This is a genomic window from Panacibacter ginsenosidivorans (assembly GCF_007971225.1).
Classification (GTDB): domain Bacteria; phylum Bacteroidota; class Bacteroidia; order Chitinophagales; family Chitinophagaceae; genus Panacibacter; species Panacibacter ginsenosidivorans.
Genome location: NZ_CP042435.1, coordinates 2663750 through 2680097, shown reverse-complemented (window position 1 = coordinate 2680097; position 16348 = coordinate 2663750). Strand labels below are relative to the sequence as shown.

Annotated in this window: 18 protein-coding genes; 12 read left to right on the top strand and 6 right to left on the bottom strand. The window is 39.3% G+C overall.

Annotation, left to right across the window (positions count from 1 at the left end; translation table 11 throughout):
* Positions 1 to 139: 139 nt before the first annotated feature.
* The 4 genes from FRZ67_RS11330 (at position 140) to FRZ67_RS11315 (ending at position 4932) form a co-directional block, all read left to right on the top strand.
* Positions 140 to 1267: an acyltransferase family protein gene (locus FRZ67_RS11330; RefSeq protein ID WP_147189668.1), complete on the top strand. Its 1128-nt coding sequence runs from the start codon at positions 140 to 142 to the stop codon at positions 1265 to 1267.
* Between the two features lie 301 nt (positions 1268 to 1568).
* Complete coding sequence (serC, locus tag FRZ67_RS11325) at positions 1569 to 2636, top strand: 3-phosphoserine/phosphohydroxythreonine transaminase (protein WP_147189667.1); 1068 nt, start codon at positions 1569 to 1571, stop codon at positions 2634 to 2636.
* Positions 2637 to 2677: 41 nt separating this feature from the next.
* The gene (locus tag FRZ67_RS11320; protein ID WP_147189666.1) at positions 2678 to 3913 is read left to right on the top strand and encodes a DUF1015 domain-containing protein; all 1236 of its coding nucleotides are present in this window, start codon (positions 2678 to 2680) and stop codon (positions 3911 to 3913) included.
* On the top strand, positions 3910 to 4932 hold the full coding sequence (locus tag FRZ67_RS11315; protein WP_147189665.1) for a tetratricopeptide repeat protein: 1023 nt from the start codon (positions 3910 to 3912) through the stop codon (positions 4930 to 4932). The genes FRZ67_RS11320 and FRZ67_RS11315 overlap by 4 nt, the downstream gene beginning before the upstream one ends.
* Before the next feature lie 176 nt (positions 4933 to 5108).
* On the opposite strand, the gene FRZ67_RS11310 is transcribed toward FRZ67_RS11315, so the two are convergent.
* Complete coding sequence (locus FRZ67_RS11310; protein ID WP_147189664.1) at positions 5109 to 5753, bottom strand: hypothetical protein; 645 nt, start codon at positions 5751 to 5753, stop codon at positions 5109 to 5111.
* 333 nt (positions 5754 to 6086) lie between these two features.
* On the opposite strand from FRZ67_RS11310, the gene FRZ67_RS11305 reads away from it, so the two are divergent.
* From FRZ67_RS11305 to FRZ67_RS11285, 5 genes are all read left to right on the top strand, one after another.
* Positions 6087 to 6692 (top strand): superoxide dismutase, encoded by a 606-nt coding sequence (locus FRZ67_RS11305; protein ID WP_147189663.1) that lies wholly within the window; start codon positions 6087 to 6089, stop codon positions 6690 to 6692.
* A 71-nt stretch (positions 6693 to 6763) separates the two neighbouring features.
* Complete coding sequence (locus FRZ67_RS11300; RefSeq protein ID WP_147189662.1) at positions 6764 to 7396, top strand: hypothetical protein; 633 nt, start codon at positions 6764 to 6766, stop codon at positions 7394 to 7396.
* Entirely contained in the window at positions 7396 to 7977 is a 582-nt protein-coding gene (locus FRZ67_RS11295) for a Crp/Fnr family transcriptional regulator (protein WP_225975579.1), read from the top strand. Before FRZ67_RS11300 ends, FRZ67_RS11295 begins: the two co-directional genes overlap by 1 nt.
* Positions 7978 to 8085: 108 nt before the next feature.
* A complete protein-coding gene (locus FRZ67_RS11290) occupies positions 8086 to 8439 on the top strand; it encodes a SnoaL-like domain-containing protein (RefSeq protein ID WP_147189660.1) in 354 nt (117 codons plus the stop codon).
* A gap of 20 nt (positions 8440 to 8459) precedes the next feature.
* Positions 8460 to 8966 carry a DoxX family protein gene (locus FRZ67_RS11285; RefSeq protein ID WP_147189659.1) on the top strand — a complete coding sequence of 169 codons (507 nt, stop codon included), beginning with the start codon at positions 8460 to 8462 and terminating at the stop codon, positions 8964 to 8966.
* 108 nt (positions 8967 to 9074) lie between these two features.
* Here the strand turns inward: FRZ67_RS11285 and yidD are convergent, their stop codons facing one another.
* The 3 genes from yidD to rpmH all read right to left on the bottom strand — a co-directional run bounded on the left by yidD (position 9075) and on the right by rpmH (position 9921).
* Positions 9075 to 9305: a membrane protein insertion efficiency factor YidD gene (gene yidD / locus FRZ67_RS11280; protein ID WP_147189658.1), complete on the bottom strand. Its 231-nt coding sequence runs from the start codon at positions 9303 to 9305 to the stop codon at positions 9075 to 9077.
* Complete coding sequence (locus FRZ67_RS11275) at positions 9280 to 9687, bottom strand: ribonuclease P protein component (protein ID WP_147189657.1); 408 nt, start codon at positions 9685 to 9687, stop codon at positions 9280 to 9282. The genes yidD and FRZ67_RS11275 overlap by 26 nt, the downstream gene beginning before the upstream one ends.
* A gap of 78 nt (positions 9688 to 9765) precedes the next feature.
* Entirely contained in the window at positions 9766 to 9921 is a 156-nt protein-coding gene (gene rpmH / locus FRZ67_RS11270) for a 50S ribosomal protein L34 (RefSeq protein WP_147189656.1), read from the bottom strand.
* 295 nt (positions 9922 to 10216) lie between these two features.
* Between rpmH and FRZ67_RS11265 the strand changes: the two genes are divergently transcribed.
* Positions 10217 to 11350: a family 20 glycosylhydrolase gene (locus tag FRZ67_RS11265; protein ID WP_147189655.1), complete on the top strand. Its 1134-nt coding sequence runs from the start codon at positions 10217 to 10219 to the stop codon at positions 11348 to 11350.
* 125 nt (positions 11351 to 11475) lie between these two features.
* On the opposite strand, the gene FRZ67_RS11260 is transcribed toward FRZ67_RS11265, so the two are convergent.
* Entirely contained in the window at positions 11476 to 13614 is a 2139-nt protein-coding gene (locus FRZ67_RS11260) for a xanthine dehydrogenase family protein molybdopterin-binding subunit (protein WP_147189654.1), read from the bottom strand.
* Between the two features lie 3 nt (positions 13615 to 13617).
* Positions 13618 to 14076, bottom strand: coding sequence for a (2Fe-2S)-binding protein (locus FRZ67_RS11255; protein ID WP_147189653.1), 459 nt, complete (start codon positions 14074 to 14076; stop codon positions 13618 to 13620).
* Positions 14077 to 14310: 234 nt separating this feature from the next.
* Here FRZ67_RS11255 and FRZ67_RS11250 point away from each other — a divergent pair, with 234 nt between their 5' ends.
* Together FRZ67_RS11250 and FRZ67_RS11245 are read left to right on the top strand one after the other, a co-directional pair.
* Entirely contained in the window at positions 14311 to 15378 is a 1068-nt protein-coding gene (locus tag FRZ67_RS11250; protein WP_147189652.1) for an NADH:flavin oxidoreductase/NADH oxidase, read from the top strand.
* Between the two features lie 255 nt (positions 15379 to 15633).
* Positions 15634 to 16215: a WG repeat-containing protein gene (locus FRZ67_RS11245; protein ID WP_147189651.1), complete on the top strand. Its 582-nt coding sequence runs from the start codon at positions 15634 to 15636 to the stop codon at positions 16213 to 16215.
* Positions 16216 to 16348: the final 133 nt, after the last annotated feature.

Below are 16348 nucleotides of genomic sequence, written 5' to 3'. Positions count from 1 at the left end.
AATTTGTTCTGGCTTATTTATATAATCCGGAAGACGTTTTTATCAAAAATAACCTGAATTTTAGCTTTGCATTTATATATCACATTTTTTTGCCTCCGGATGATCATAATATTTATATTCGGTTACTGAACAAAACAACATGACAACTACCAACAACCAACGCTTTACTGCGCTTGATGTTTTCCGGGGAATGACCATTTGCTTCATGATCATCGTAAACACCCCCGGCAATGGAGAAACCACCTTTGCTCCTTTGCAGCATGCCAAATGGAATGGCTTTACACCTACAGATCTTGTATTTCCTTCTTTTATGTTTGCAGTAGGTAATGCTATGAGCTTCGTAATGAGCAAATGGGGAAATATGAGTACAGGTGCAGTAATGGGCAAAATATTCAAACGTACCATCATTATTTTCCTGCTGGGTTATTTAATGTATTGGTTTCCTTTTGTTCGCCAGAATGATGCAGGCAATATAATTTTAGCACCCATTGCCAATACGAGAATATTTGGCGTACTGCAACGTATAGCACTTGGTTATTGTGCCGCCAGTCTTTTAGTATATTTCTTAAAACCTCGTACGGTTATTATTATTTCCGTTGCAATTCTTCTGCTATACTGGCCTGTAATGTTGTTGTTTGGGGATGCAGCTGACCCGCTAAGTTTACATGGAAATGCCGTACTTAAGCTGGATACATGGCTGATAGGAGAAAACCATTTATACAGAGGAGAAGGTTTTCCATTTGATCCGGAGGGACTGCTTAGTACATTTCCTTCCATCGTAAATGTAGTAGCCGGTTATTTCGTGGGCAGGTACCTGCAAAAGAAAGGCAACACATTTGAAGGTCTTGCCAAATTGCTGATGACAGGATTCGTTTTATTCATTATAGCGTATTGGTGGAACCTTGGTTTCCCCATCAATAAAAAACTATGGACCAGTTCATTTGTATTAAATACTGTGGGTTTAGACTGTATGATACTCGCCTGCATTATTTATTTTGTTGACTTTCTTGGCAAAACAAAAGGTGTTTATTTTTTCCAGGTCTTTGGCCGTAACCCATTGTTTATTTACCTGCTGTCAGAGCTTACTGTTATTATTCTCTGGATAATACCCGTTGGCGATCTTTCATTATTTCAATGGATCTATCAAAATATTTTTGCGCATGCAGGCGCTTATATTGGTTCCTTTCTTTTTGCGGTTACCTACATGCTTTTCTGCTGGAGCATTGGTTATATACTCGATAAAAAGAAGATATATGTTCGGGTATAATTTTTTTGTACCCGGCTTAAGCAATACTTATCATCACCTGTTGCGTCGCACTCTTGTACTGAAAAGCATGTTTCAGCAACAAGTAGCAACTGTAAGTTTTTTGCTGATACCTGATTGCTTAAAGCTCATACCCTGACAACAGTACAAGTGAGTGACACAACCCGGGATGCCATAAAAAACAAAAGCTCATCACCAAAAAAATTCCTGTGATTATCAATAGGCTTTTCTGCTGCTAACAATTGTTATTAACAATGCATTGTTTACAATTCCTTTATTTTGCAACTTCAATTGAAAGGGATATATGAAGATGCATAATTTTAATTCCGGCCCGTCTATACTTCCGGATGAAGTGATGGAACAGGCTGCAGCAGCGATTCACGATTTTAATGGCATTGGGTTATCAATTCTTGAAATAGGCCACCGCACTTCGTGGTTTGGCGATGTAATGACAGAAGCAAGAAGCCTTGTAAAAGAACTCATGAACATTGGTAATGAGCATGAAGTATTGTTTTTACATGGCGGTGCTTCCACGCAATTTATGCAGGTACCCATGAACCTGTTGGATAGTAACGAGACAGCAGCTTATGTTGATAATGGCATTTGGGGAACCAAAGCTGTTAAAGAAGCAAAGCTGTTTGGTAATGCAATTGTTGTTTCATCTACAAAAGATAGAAATCATTCTTACATAGCAAAAGATTTCAGCATACCAGCTGATGCAAAATACCTGCATTTTACCACTAATAATACCGTTGAAGGCACAGAATGGCATCATATTCCTGAAACCAATGTGCCGCTTGTTGCAGATATGAGCAGTGATATTTTCAGCCGCCCGTTTGATTATTCAAAATTTGCGCTGATCTATGCAGGCGCACAAAAGAACATGGGTGCTGCTGGTGTAAATATTGTTGTGGTTAGAAAAGATATACTGGGTATTAAAAGAGCAATACCTGCAATTATGGATTACCGTAATCATATAGAAGCGGGTTCTTTATTGAATACACCACCTGTGTTCGCCGTGTATGTGGCATTACTAACCATGCGCTGGATAAAAAAAGAAGGTGGCCTTGTTGAAATGGGAAAGAGGGCAAAAGAAAGAGCAGATCTTTTTTATAATACACTTAACGCGTTACCTGCATTCAGGCCACTTGTAGTGGAAGAAGACAGGAGCTTTATGAATGCAACCTTCACCACCGCAAAACCAGAAATGGAAGATGTGTTCCTGGGTTTATGTAAACAAAATGGTATGGTAGGCGTAAAGGGTCACAGAAGTGTAGGCGGGCTAAGAGTGAGTATGTACAATGCTTTGCCGCTTAGCAGTGTGCAGGCAATCACAGATTTAATGAAAGACTTTTCTGAAAAGCATGCATGATTATTGCTGTAAAGAGTCTACCAAAAATTAACTAACATTCAATGAGTAGTATAAGACCATTTAAAGCATTACGGCCTCAGGCACAGTTTACCAAACAGGTTGCCAGCAGGCCATATGATGTATTAAGCAGTGCAGAAGCAAGAATAGAAGCACAAGGCAACCCGGCCAGTTTTTTACATATCACCAAAAGCGAGATAGACCTTCCTGAATCAACAGATATACACAGTGCCGAGGTTTATGAAAAAGCAAAAGAAAATCTTACCGCATTTTTAAAAAGAGATATACTGTTCAGGGAAAATAAAGATTGTTATTACGTGTATCGTTTGATCATGGATGGGCGCAGTCAAACAGGTTTGGTTTGTGTAAGCAGTATTGATGATTACGAGAATGGCATTATTAAGAAACACGAATTTACAAGACCCGAGAAAGAACAGGATAGAATCAATCATATCAAAACAACAGGCGCACAAACAGGAAATGTTTTTCTTGCTTACCGCAATGTTGAAGAATTGGATGAACTCATAGAAAAATGGATGAAGACTAAAACAGCGGTATATAACTTTACTGCTGATGATGGTATTGAACATGCTGTATGGATCATCAATGATACGGCTGCTATCGAAAAGATAACAGCGATTTTTGAAACGCAGGTTCCCTGCACCTATATAGCGGATGGTCATCATCGTGCAGCCTCTGCAGCAAAGGTTAGAAAAGCCTTGGGCAAAGATGCTACGCCTGAAGCAGATTATTTTCTTACCACTTTATTTCCCGCAAGCCAGTTGGTTATAATGGATTATAATCGTGTTGTTAAAAACCTGAATGGGCATAGTGTAGAAAGTTTTCTTGAGGCGTTGAACCAGGATTTTATTGTTGAAGAAAGCGGCCGTAAAGCATATAAGCCACAGTCATTGCATGAATTTGGTTTTTATGCTGCAAAGAAATGGTACAAGCTTACAGCAAAAGAAGGAACTTATACTGAAGACCCGATCGGTGTACTTGATGTAACCATTTTACAAAATAATGTCTTAGGTAAGCATTTGAATATTCATGATCAGCGCACTGATAAAAATATTGATTTTGTGGGTGGCATTCGTGGCCTTGCCGAATTAGAGAACAGGGTTAACAGTGGAGAAATGGCTGCGGCATTTAGTTTATATCCTGTAAGTATAGAACAGTTATTTTCTATTGCAGATTCCGGAAATGTGATGCCACCAAAAAGCACCTGGTTTGAACCTAAACTCAGGGATGGATTGCTTACACATCTTATTACAGAATGAAGCGTTTAACACATAGATTCAGTTGCATTGCAGTTATAATGATGATGAGTATTGCACTTGTGCATGCTCAGGATGCTGATGCCTTTCACGAAACCGGCCGCAGTTTTATGCGCCAGGGAGATTTCCCCAGTGCATTGCAGGCTTTTGATAAAGCTCTTGAGTTAAAGCCTGATGATATTGATATTTTAAAAGACAAAGCATTTGTCTTTTACCTGCAACGGGACTTCGCCAATACCATTGATCTTTGTAAAAAGATAACTGCAAGACAGGATGCGGATGCACAAAGTTTCCAGATACTTGGGCTTGCATACAAAGCGATTGCCGAAACAAAGGAAAGTGAGAAAATGTATAAGCAGGCGCTCACCAGGTTTCCAAAAAGCGGCGCATTGAATTGTGATTATGGCGAATTTCTTTCATCAACAAATCCTGCAGAAGGAATAAAGTATTGGGAGAGAGGTATTGAAGCAGATCCCAATTACAGCGGCAATTATTATTTCGCTACAAAATATTATGCGCAAAAAGGGAATATTATCTGGGGCCTGCTTTACGGAGAAATTTTTGTGAATATTGAGAGCCTGAGTAAACGTACAGAAGAAATAAAAAATATTTTATATGGGGGGTATAAAAAACTATTTGACGATATTTCTATTCTTGATAATTCAAAACAAAGCACTTCAACTTTTGAAAAACAGGTAGCCATAAACCTTGGTAATCTTACCTCATTCGGCCGCTACGATGTTTCCCCTGAAATGCTTACTGCGCTTAGAACACGGTTTATTTTAAATTGGTATAACAACGAAGACAGCAAAAAAATTAATTTTCACTTGTTCGAATATCAGCGGGATCTTTTGCGTGAAGGATATTTTGACGCATACAACCAATGGCTAATAGGCCCGCTTACAGATTCGCAGAGATATACACAATGGGTGCAACAACATGGTGATGATGTAAAAGGTTTTCAACAATACCAGCGTAATCAATTATTCAAAATGCCTGTTGGACAATATTACCGCCACTAATTTTATAAATATTTTTTTGTACTAAGCTTCTGTGCATGCATTAAGCTTCTGTTGCGTCGCACACTTGTGCGTTCTTATTAGTACTCAACAGCCAATGTTCTGTTTTATAAAATATTTAGTGCAAATAAAAACCGCATCAATGCGGCTTTTCCATTTCCACTTCGCATTCAATAATGTTATCCAAGCACATTATTTTTCTTAAGGTCTTTCATCACCGATCTTGAATAATCATAAGTAAGTGTACCCATAGTAGAAGGATCATTACTTTGTGTTTGCACGGAATAAATCAGTTTCTTACTGTTTACATCATACAGGTTCGTTTCAAATGTGTAATTGATATTGGTTTCGTAATGGCCGCTTCTGAAACCAGGCATATAGTATGGCCTGTAATAATAACCCCATGGCCTGAATGCATAAGGGCGATAATAGCGGGGGCCCCAATAATTATTGTCGGGTACATAGCTCCTGTCTTTCGATTTATCAATAAGACCAATAGTTATCACACCATCAACACTGTTGTCTTTGATCATCTTCAAAGCCTTTTCTTCGCTTACATTTTCAAAAGATTTTGGACCGTAAATACTCACGGATGTCACGGCATTGAATCCTTCGCTGCGCAATTGCTGTGCAAGCTGGCCTTCCATTTGTCTGCGTAGTGCACGGTTGTTATCATCGAATAATCCTACAACAATTATCTTGTTAAACTTAACAGGGTTTTCAATACTATTTTTATCATTCCAGCTGCTGGTGATCTTTGAGCTGCTGCACCCCCCAAAAATTATCATGAGTAGTGCAATGATGGAATAAATTAGCTTTTTCATATGCTTCATTGTTTTTTACTATCTGTTGGATGAAAATGATGTACAACAGATTAAAAGCATAATCAAGCTTAACAATGTATTTGACAAAAAAAATTAACAGCAGTTAACAATGAAAAATGACCCGTAAGCAATAGAACTAATCATTTAGTTTGTTGCATTGCATTCAACAGTACAAGTGTGCGACGCAAGGAACGATCTTTTGAAAAAATTAAGCCTGGCTCATAATAATTCTTTCGAGTTAAGAAACATTCATTTTTATATTGGTCATTTGAATGATGAATAAGTAAATTTGTTGCTCTTTAAAAAAAGATTGTTAATCTAAAAACTTATAGTATGGCATTTACACTACCTGCGCTGCCTTATGCACACGACGCATTGGAGCCACATATTGACACACTGACCATGCAGATACATCATGGAAAGCACCACCAGGCTTATGTTGATAATTTGAATAAAGCAATTGCGGGAACGCCGAATGAAAACAAAAGTCTTGAAGAATTAGTTAGAAATGCAGGGGCTATTTCTGCGCCTGTTCGTAATAATGGTGGTGGCCACTGGAACCACACTTTCTTTTGGGAAAGCCTTGCACCAAATGCAGGTGGTGCGCCATCAGGTGCATTGGGAGATGCGATCAATTCAACATTTGGCAGCTTTGATGAGTTCAAAACAAAATTTGCCGCAGCAGGTGTTGGCCGTTTTGGTAGTGGCTGGGCATGGCTGATTGTTAAAGATGGCAAGCTGGAGATTTCTTCTACACCAAACCAGGATAATCCTTTGATGGATGTTGCTGAAGTAAAAGGCACACCAATACTTGGCGTGGATGTTTGGGAACACGCTTATTATTTGAAGTACCAGAACAAGCGCCCTGACTATCTTGCGGCAATCTGGAACGTGATCAGCTGGAACAAAGTTGCAGAACGTTTTGCTGCAGCAAAATAAAATTCATAAACTTTATTATCTTTCAAGTCCTGTAAACTCTTTGCAGGACTTTTTATTTAAAACTATTTGTCATGAAAAACATTTTATTGCTTACCGGTATTGTTGGACTCTTTTTAGTGTCTTGTAGCAATGGCTCACAAAAGCTTATTGTGTATTCAAACAATGGGGCTGCAATTGATGAAGCTTCAAAAGTGATAACTGTAAAAGATACGTTTGGACATAATGATAAGGAGATTAATTTTTCCGGCGGCAATAAAAAGACGCTGACTGTAAAGTTGAGTTCTGGTGATCAAAACATAGACATCGATGGGGCCGGGTATTTTATTGTAAATGCAAAAGCAAGAGATACTATTATTGGTGGCTTTCAAAAATATTCAACAGTTCAGGAAGCCAACAGGGTAATGACACAGGAAGAACTTGCACATAACATTGATTCATTAAAACAAATGATGACAGGAGCCAACACAAATGTTGCAAATAAAACTTTTTTTATTCTGCCCTACACTGCAGCCAAGATCACAGACAATACCGATGCATTTATTGTTGGGCCGTATCATCGCATGACATCAATTGAAAAAGTTGGAGATAAAGATCCTGAAGTGTACAGATTTTATAGCGTAAGAGAAGTAAGGGAAACGATTGATAAACTTGAGAAGCTTACAGGCGCAAAACCTGCCGAGGATAGTACTGGCAAGAAAAAATAATGTACGATCTTATTTTAAAAAATATTGCTGATCATATCACACTCTCAAATGAAGAGCGTGACTATTTTATTTCTATTCTTAAGAATAAAAGCTTACGGAGAAAACAGTACCTGGTGCAAGCCGGCGATCCATGTAGATATGAATGTTTTATTACGAAAGGATGTCTGCGTCAATATTATGTTGATGAAGCAGGCCAGGAGCATATACTGATGTTCGCAGAAGAAGGTTGGTGGATAAGTGATATGTTTGGTTTTGTTTCAGGCAAGGTTGCACTTACAAATGTTGATGCATTAGAAGATGCAGAATTATTATTAATAGAGAAAACTGCTTTTGATAAATTATTACTTCAGTATCCTGTTTTTGAAAGATTCTTCAGGATAAAATTACAAAGAGCTTTTATTTCGCATCAGCGAAGGTTGATTGAAAATATGAGTCTCCCCGCTGATCAGCGTTATTGTAATTTTGTTGAACGTTATCCATCTTTTGAACAAAGGCTTCCCCTAAAACAAATAGCTTCTTTTCTTGGTATAACCCCTGAATCGTTGAGCCGCATTCGTAGCCAGCGTGCAAAGAACAGCTGAGTTTTTCTTAACATAGATCAAGTTTATTTCTTACCATACGTTATTGGAAACGCCTTCATTGTAATAGCATTTTTGTAGAGTAAATTTTTAAAACAAAAACTACAAAATATGCAAACGTTAAAAGAAAAGATCAGTCATCTGAATCAATTGATTCTTGAAGGAAAAGCTTTGGATGGCTTTGAATTGTATTATGATGATGAAGTGGTAATGCAGGAAAACGCTGCTGAACCAACTGTTGGTAAAGATGCAAACCGCAGAAGGGAAAATGAATTCTTTGGAAGTATCACAGATTTCAGAGGCGCTTCAGTAGAAGGTGTTGCAGTTGGCGATAGCATTACAACTGTTATATGGCATTTTGATTACACACATAAAGATTGGGGTGTACGTAATTACAAACAGGTTTCAGTGCAGCATTGGGAAAACGGAAAGATCGTGAAAGAGCAATTCTTTTACGGTAATTAATAACTCTCTAAATCAAGGTTATGTTCAGAAAAATAATAAATACAGGAAATGATTATAGCGCTTTTATTTTAAGAGTTGCTCTGGGAGTAGTCTTAATGGCGCACGGACTTCAAAAAGCGTTTGGCTGGTTCAATGGTTTTGGCTGGAATAACACTATCAATTATTTCACCGGAACAGTAGGAATACCAGCTTTACTTGGAGCATTTGTTATACTGATTGAAACACTTGGTGCTTTTTTATTAATATTAGGTTTTGCAGGTAGAATTAATGCTGTTTTGATGGGTATTGTAATAACAGGAGCAATGGTTGTTGATCATGCGCAGAATGGTTTTTATATGAATTGGTTTGGCGTTCAGAAAGGAGAAGGTATTGAATTCGACCTATTGTTTCTTGCGATATCAGTAGCATCAGCCATAAAAGGAAGCGGCAGTTTTTCAATTGATAAATGGTTACTTCAATTCAAAAAGAATAAGGAAATGAATATCTCAGGGAAGACATTATACCGTCCTGATAAAGTTTTCAGTTAGTACTTGCTGAGTATTGATTTGTAGCACAAGAGTGCGACGCAAGGAACGATGCCAGTAGTTAATTCAGATGGGAACAAAATTTAAGCTGTTACTTTGGTAATAGCTTTTTTATGGAACAGGATCATGCCCGTGCCCACCCCACGGGTGGCAGCGGCTGATCCTTTTTACTGTTAGCCAAAAGCCTTTGAATACGCCATATTTTCTAAATGCTTCCAAACTATATTGAGAACAGGTAGGCGTAAACCTGCATTTAGGCCCAAGTATGGGTGAGATGGTATACTGGTAAAGCTTTATCAGCAGTATAAAAGGGTAACTAAGTATTTGCAACAGCCACTTCATGCAATTGTTTTATCAGTTTACCAATAGCCAGCGGCATTTTTGATTTTATGAGCGTGTATTCCGGCAAAACTTTATCAATGTACAAAAAGAAAATAGCCACATGTTTTTGATTAGCCCTGGCATAATCAGTTAAAGCATTTTTTTCAGTTCGGTAAGCTTCCCGTAACAAACGTTTCACCCGGTTTCTGTCTGCAGCTTTTTTAAAGTTACGGCTGCCGGTGCCTACACCTGCCTTAACAGGGAAATCTAATTCTTCCTTAACAGGCATATAAAAGACCTTTAGCGGAAACACAGTAAACGTTTTTCCTTTACTAAAAAGCTGCTCCGTAAGCTTCCTGCTTTTCAGTTTTTCTTCCTTTCCGTATGAAAATTGTTTTGCCATATACAACAGAAAAAAGCCCCATCACAAAGATGAGGCTTTAAATAATATCGGTCTTCACACCTTTTAGAGGGGGTGCTGTTACTTTAATGCTCTTTCGTCAGAAACAGTTAATTTTTTGCGGCCTTTCGCACGACGGCTAGCCAGCACTTTGCGGCCATTGGCAGTCTGCATGCGCTCCCTAAATCCATGTACTGATTTGCGGCGGCGTGTATGCGGTTGAAATGTACGTTTCATAAATAATGTTTTACTAACCCAAAAATTGTTATTTCAACTACCAGGAAACAGTCACCATCACTGCCTCCCTGTGAAAGGACGGCAAAAGTAAGGCAAAAATTGATACAGAAGCCTTTGATAAGAAAGTTTTTTATGCTTCCGGCTTTTGAAACCCAGATTAGGCTGCTATTGCGTCGCACTCTTGTGCATTTATATCAGTAAACAGCAGTAAGCAGTTTTACCAAATCGGCTTCTTTAGATTTTAAAAAGCTGCAATGCTTATTTTTATATTTCATCTCCAACAACAATTTTCAAAATGAAAAACAAATATTACAGCCTGTTGATCATTTTTATTTTCAGCTTCTTTGTTCATAACAGCATTACTGCACAGGCTCTTACAGGTTCAAAGTCAGCTTTAGACAGTATTATACCTGTACGTGGCTTCTGCATTGCAGCTCCTGCTGCAAAAGAGGTTGACAGGTTTGTAAAATTTATCAATGAAGAACTGGCACCCCGAAAAGTAAATACGCTTATTCTTCGTGTTGATTACAATTATGCATATGAAAGTCACCCTGAATTACGTGACAATAACCCGCTTTCTAAGAATGATGTAAAACAACTGGTAAATGCCTGCAAAAAGAATAAAATAAGGCTTATTCCCCAGGTTAACTTACTCGGGCACCAATCCTGGGCAAATAAAAATGAAAAGTTGCTGGAAGTATATCCTGATTTCGATGAAACACCATATGTAAAAATGCCCGTAAAATATGAATGGCCTAATGCAGATAACCTTTACTGCAAAAGCTACTGTCCGCTGCACCCCGGTGTACACAAAGTTGTGTTTGATATTGTTGATGAGATCTGCGATGCATTTGAAACAGATGCATTTCATGCAGGTATGGATGAGGTTTTTTACCTGGGAGAAGATGGATGCCCACGTTGTGGTGGCAGAGACAAGGCCGAATTATTTGCTGAAGAGGTAAGAACTATACGCGATCATCTTGCACAAAAAAACAGGCAACTATGGATATGGGGCGACAGGCTCATCGATGGTAAAACCACTGGTCTGGGCATGTGGGAAGCCAGTTATAATAATACTTACAGAGCTATTGACATGATACCAAAAGATATCATGATCTGCGACTGGCATTATGAACGTGCCGATAAAACACCTGTTTATTTTGCAATGAAGGGCCTTGATATTGTAACATGCCCGTGGCGTATGCCTGCACTTGCTGTTACACAAACAGCAGATATGGTAAATTTCAGAAAGCAATCTTCTCCTGAAATGAGTGAACATTTCAAGGGAATGATGCAAACTGTATGGAGTGATGCTGGCTCTTTTCTTGATGGTTTTTATGGCATAAAAAAAGATGATAAAGCAGGTGAAAATACACCATGGGATTGCTTCAGGGCATTGTATCAAAAACTTGGTACTTTGGCCGAATGACTTCGAAAGTTAGTGACGTAATTTCATAGACTCACACTTTTTATGCTCATAGCAATTTTGAACGTACAGGAGTGCGACGCAACAAAAGCATCATAGCAGCACTACCGCCCGGCTCCAAAAATTATCTATGCCTTAAATATTTCTTCTTCTATGAAAGGTTGTTTTCTCAAACGCTTACCGGTAACCTTAAAGATAGCGTTGGCAACAGCGCCACCTGTTGGTGGCAATGCAGGTTCTCCCAAACCGGTAGGGTCAATGCCATTATCAATAAAATAGGTTTCTATCTCCGGTATTTCTTTCATCCGTATAAGACGGTAGTTGTTATAATTTTTTTGTTCGGTTGCACCATCTTTAAAACTGAGTTTACCAAACATGGCATGGCCATAGCCATCTGTAATAGCACCCATCACCTGTTGTTCTGAACCTGATGAATTAATGACCTGACCACAATCCGCTACAGCATATATTTTCTTTACAACAGGCTTGCCGTTTTGCATAGCAGCTTCACAAACCTGTGCTACATAAGAGGCGTGAGAGAAGTAAACACTGAATCCCTGTGCAATATCTTTCTTAGTACCCCAGCCAGATTGCTGTGCCGCTTTTTTTATTACCGTTTCCATCCTGTCTATATTATATTTAATGGCGCCTACTGGTTTTTGTTTTGCTTTTGCTAACAGGTCAAGCCTGAACTGCACTGCATCTTTTCCTGCTGCCATGGCCACTTCATCAATAAAAGATTGCTCCGCAAAAGCCAGGAAATTGGTGATTGGTGCACGCCATGCGCCGGTAGTAATGGGGGATACATATTCAACCGAATCGATCAGTAAATTATCAACTGCACCTGACGGAAAATTATCTTCTCTTGTACAGTTACCTGCATTGATGCCAACTCCCCTGAGCTTATAAGCAATCAGATTGCCTTCGCTATCCAGACCAGCTTCAAAACGGTAACGCACAGCGGGCCTGTAACTACCGCCCTGCATATCATCTTCTTTGGTCCACATTACTTTTACCGGTGCTTTTATAAGACTTGATAATTCTGCTGCTTCTGTTACATAATCAAACTTTAACCTGCGGCCAAATCCGCCGCCCAATCTTGTAAGCTCCAATGTTATTTTATCTTCTGGTATATTTAAAAGTTTGGATACTGCTTCTCTTGCTCTTGCCGGTGTTTGACTTGGCCCTGCCAGTTCTACCGTACCATCACTTTTTACATGTGCAAAAAAATTCATGGGCTCCATAGGACTATGTGCAAGAAACGGGCATTGAAATTCTGATTTCACTATTTTAGCAGCATTCTTTAAAGCAGCATCAGCATCGCCGTCTTTCCTTCGAACTTCGGCTTTACCATTATCAAGAAGATCTGCAAAGATCTTATCGTGATCAGCAGTACTCTCTATATTGCCATCTTTCTCATATTCTATCTTCACAGCTTTTCTTGCCTTCATTATTTCCCAGGTTGATTTACCCACCACTGCCACATTATTTTTAAATGTTACAATGTCAACAATGCCAGGCATTCCTTTAGCCGCTGTGGTATCTACCGATTTTATTTTTGTGCCAAATGCAGGAGGTCTTTGTATCATGGCATGCAGCATCCCTTCCCTGTAATAATCCAATCCAAACAATGGTTTTCCTGTAAGAATATTTTTATTCTCTACATTTCTTACAGCCGTTCCTATGATCTTGAAATCTTTCCTGTCTTTTAGTTTTACATCTTTTGGCACAGGTACTTGAGAGGCTTCTGATGCCAGCTCACCATAACTGAGTTTATTTCCGGTTGCACTGTTTATAACAAAGCCATTTGCAGCTGCGAGCGTGGAAGGATCAACGTTCCATCGTTTGGCTGCAACAGTAACCAGCATTGCTTTTGCCGTAGCACCGGCATTTCTTAAACGCATCCAGCTATGAGGAACTGCACCGCTGCCGCCAGTGAGTTGCCGGTCAAATTTATTTGTGTCCAATGCTGCCTGCACAACTTTTACTTTCGTCCAGTCGGCATCAAGTTCTTCTGCCACGATCATGGGGAAAGATGTCTTGATATTCTGACCTAATTCCGGGTTGGGAGAATAGATGGTTACAGTGCCATCTGCTGCAATAGCAAGATAGCTGTTGAAACTTGCCATTTCACCGGAAGATGTTCCACCGATAATAGCGGGTGTTTTTTGTGTAGCACCAAAGGCATTAAACCCAAGTATAAAACCGCCGGTAGTAAGTGTGGATAGTTTCAAAAAGTTTCTTCTGCTTGAATGTGTAGCTGACATAAGTTAGATTTTAGTGCTGGCTAATTGTACTGCTTTGCGAATGCGATGATATGCTCCGCAACGGCAAATATTACCGTGCATAGCGGTCTCAATTTCTTCCTGTGTTGGATGTGGATTTTTTTTGAGAAAGGCTGCTGCTGTCATCATTTGCCCTGCCTGACAATAACCACATTGCGGCACGTCGGCCTCATCCCATGCCTGCTGCACCGGATGATCACCATTTTCAGACAATCCTTCTATGGTAATAACAGTTGCTGTTTTTACGGCAGAAACAGGCAATGAGCAGGAACGTACTGCCGCGCCATTGATGTGTACGGTACACGCACCGCACTGCGCAATACCACATCCGTATTTTGTTCCTACCAGACCCAGGTGATCTCTTAACACCCATAGCAATGGGGTGTCTGCGGCAACATCTGCTTCTAATTGTTTACCGTTAATATCAAGTTTGAAAACTGGCATGGTTAGTGATTTTTTGAGGAGTTTAAAGTTAGTCAAAATAGTTGTTTCTTCATGTAATTATGGACGCACTTTCTTTTTGCTGATGCATTTCAATTGGTAAAGGCAGATGAGTTATGTAATGCAGATGAAGTGCTTGCGACGCAACAGTTGATGCTATAAGAAACTACTGCTGGTATTTAAAAATTATCCTCGTATAATTACTAATCAAACAAATTTGAAAATTAATATAACGCTATGGCAATATCACTCTTTGATCCATTCACTATCCGCAGCATTACTTTAAAGAATCGCCTTACTGTTTCACCCATGTGCCAGTATTCAAGCATTGATGGTTTTGCAAACGACTGGCATCTTGTACATCTCGGCAGCCGTGCTGTTGGTGGTGCTGGTCTTATCATTATGGAAGCAACTGCTGTTTCACCGGAAGGCAGGATAACACCCGATGATATGGGTATCTGGAAAGATGAACACATCGATTTCTTAAAACGCATAACTACGTTTATAGAATCACAGGGCGCAGTGCCCGCCATACAATTGGCACATGCTGGTCGAAAGGCAAGTAACAGTGCACCATGGAAAGGTGGTGTAGCACTTACTTCAACAGAAGGCGCATGGCAAACATTGGCACCTTCTGCTATTCCTTTTAACGATAAACATCCTGCCCCCAAAGCAATGACCAATGATGATATCAGACAACTGCTTATTGATTTTCGCAATGCCACAACAAGGGCATTGCAAGCAGGCTTTAAAATAATAGAGATCCATGCGGCACATGGTTATCTTATCAACTCTTTTCTTTCTCCGCTCAGCAATCAGCGCAAGGATGATTACGGAGGTTCATTTGAAAACAGGATAAGGCTACTTTGCGAAATAACCGAAATTATCCGTACTGTTTTACCAAAAGACTATCCATTATTCGTTCGTATTTCCGCAACAGACTGGGTAGATGGTGGGTGGACAATTGATGATTCAGTCAGGCTGGCGGCTATTTTAAAAACAAAAGAAGTTGATCTGATAGACTGCTCAAGTGGTGGCAATAGTACTGCGCAAAAAATACCCGTTGGTCCAATGTATCAAACGGTGTTTGCTGAGCGCATCAAAAAAGAAACAGGCATACTTACGGGTGCCGTTGGCATGATCAATACAACAGAAGAAGCAGCCTCAATCATACAGGATGAAAAAGCTGATCTTGTTATTATGGCAAGACAAATGTTACGGGATCCATATTTTGCATTGCATGCAGCAAAAGAATTGAGTACAGATATTAAGTGGCCTGATCAATACCTGCGGGCAAAAAGATAGGATGCATGAATTATATTTTTTACCCAGCCCATGAAGCATTATGCAACGCTTGTTGCGTCGCACTCTTGTACTACAAAATATCCTTCGGCAAAAAGCCAAAGGGGTGTAATTTTTTTTAAAATTTACACAATATATTCCTCCTGTTTAATGTAGCAGAATCAGCTCTACAACTATTCTTCGTCATTGATATATAAAAAGGTGCTTACTACCTTGTATTGGTATTTCAAATTTTTACTTCGTTTTAAAATTGCCAATATGAAACATATAATATTCTTCCTGTTTCTGCCCATGGCATTTATTACCAATGCACAGAAATGGACTAAAAATTTTGATTTTGTAGACCCGGCTATTTGCGGTCTTTCTCTTGTATCCAAAGATCATCTGTATGGGTTTGTGGATAGAGGCGGTAATATAATTATACCCCTGCAGTATGATGAAGCGCTAACTTTTAGTGAGGGTTATTCTGCCGTGCGTAAGGGCAGCAAGTGGATGTATGTAGATAGTAGCGGCAAATCAATTACAGACGCTGTATATGAAGATGCCCAATCTTTCCATAACGGTTTTGCGGCGGTAATGAAAGACCAGCTTTATGGTTATATCAATACAGCAGGCAAACTGGTGATTGATTACCAGTATTATAATGCCCGTGATTTTGGGGATGAGCTGGCACCTGTAGCCAACAAAAAAGGCGAGTGGGGTTATATTAATATACACGGTGAAATAATGATTACCCAGCAATACGACTTTGCTGATCATTTTGCAAATGGAGAAGCAAGGGTAATGAAAGGCGATAAATTATTTTATATTGACAGGCATAATAAAATACTGCACGAATAGCGGCATAGATGGATGCAAATAAACTTCATGACTGCATCTTAGTACAAGTGTGCGACGCAACGATGCTGATAGCAGCACTAAAGCCGGGCCAGTAAAGACTACCGGCTTTTAGAAAATAGTATAGTTATTACGC

Coding starts and splice junctions, on each gene's coding strand:
- FRZ67_RS11245 (WP_147189651.1), top strand. CDS start 15,634: ATGAAACATATAATATTCTTCCTGTTTCTGCCCATGGCATTTATTACC.
- FRZ67_RS11315 (WP_147189665.1), top strand. CDS start 3,910: ATGAAGCGTTTAACACATAGATTCAGTTGCATTGCAGTTATAATGATG.
- FRZ67_RS11305 (WP_147189663.1), top strand. CDS start 6,087: ATGGCATTTACACTACCTGCGCTGCCTTATGCACACGACGCATTGGAG.
- FRZ67_RS11250 (WP_147189652.1), top strand. CDS start 14,311: ATGGCAATATCACTCTTTGATCCATTCACTATCCGCAGCATTACTTTA.
- rpmH (WP_147189656.1), bottom strand. CDS start 9,921: ATGAAACGTACATTTCAACCGCATACACGCCGCCGCAAATCAGTACAT.
- FRZ67_RS11255 (WP_147189653.1), bottom strand. CDS start 14,076: ATGCCAGTTTTCAAACTTGATATTAACGGTAAACAATTAGAAGCAGAT.
- FRZ67_RS11330 (WP_147189668.1), top strand. CDS start 140: ATGACAACTACCAACAACCAACGCTTTACTGCGCTTGATGTTTTCCGG.
- FRZ67_RS11275 (WP_147189657.1), bottom strand. CDS start 9,687: ATGGCAAAACAATTTTCATACGGAAAGGAAGAAAAACTGAAAAGCAGG.
- FRZ67_RS11260 (WP_147189654.1), bottom strand. CDS start 13,614: ATGTCAGCTACACATTCAAGCAGAAGAAACTTTTTGAAACTATCCACA.
- FRZ67_RS11300 (WP_147189662.1), top strand. CDS start 6,764: ATGAAAAACATTTTATTGCTTACCGGTATTGTTGGACTCTTTTTAGTG.
- FRZ67_RS11295 (WP_225975579.1), top strand. CDS start 7,396: ATGTACGATCTTATTTTAAAAAATATTGCTGATCATATCACACTCTCA.
- FRZ67_RS11265 (WP_147189655.1), top strand. CDS start 10,217: ATGAAAAACAAATATTACAGCCTGTTGATCATTTTTATTTTCAGCTTC.
- yidD (WP_147189658.1), bottom strand. CDS start 9,305: ATGAAGTGGCTGTTGCAAATACTTAGTTACCCTTTTATACTGCTGATA.
- FRZ67_RS11320 (WP_147189666.1), top strand. CDS start 2,678: ATGAGTAGTATAAGACCATTTAAAGCATTACGGCCTCAGGCACAGTTT.
- FRZ67_RS11310 (WP_147189664.1), bottom strand. CDS start 5,753: ATGAAAAAGCTAATTTATTCCATCATTGCACTACTCATGATAATTTTT.
- FRZ67_RS11290 (WP_147189660.1), top strand. CDS start 8,086: ATGCAAACGTTAAAAGAAAAGATCAGTCATCTGAATCAATTGATTCTT.
- FRZ67_RS11285 (WP_147189659.1), top strand. CDS start 8,460: ATGTTCAGAAAAATAATAAATACAGGAAATGATTATAGCGCTTTTATT.
- serC (WP_147189667.1), top strand. CDS start 1,569: ATGAAGATGCATAATTTTAATTCCGGCCCGTCTATACTTCCGGATGAA.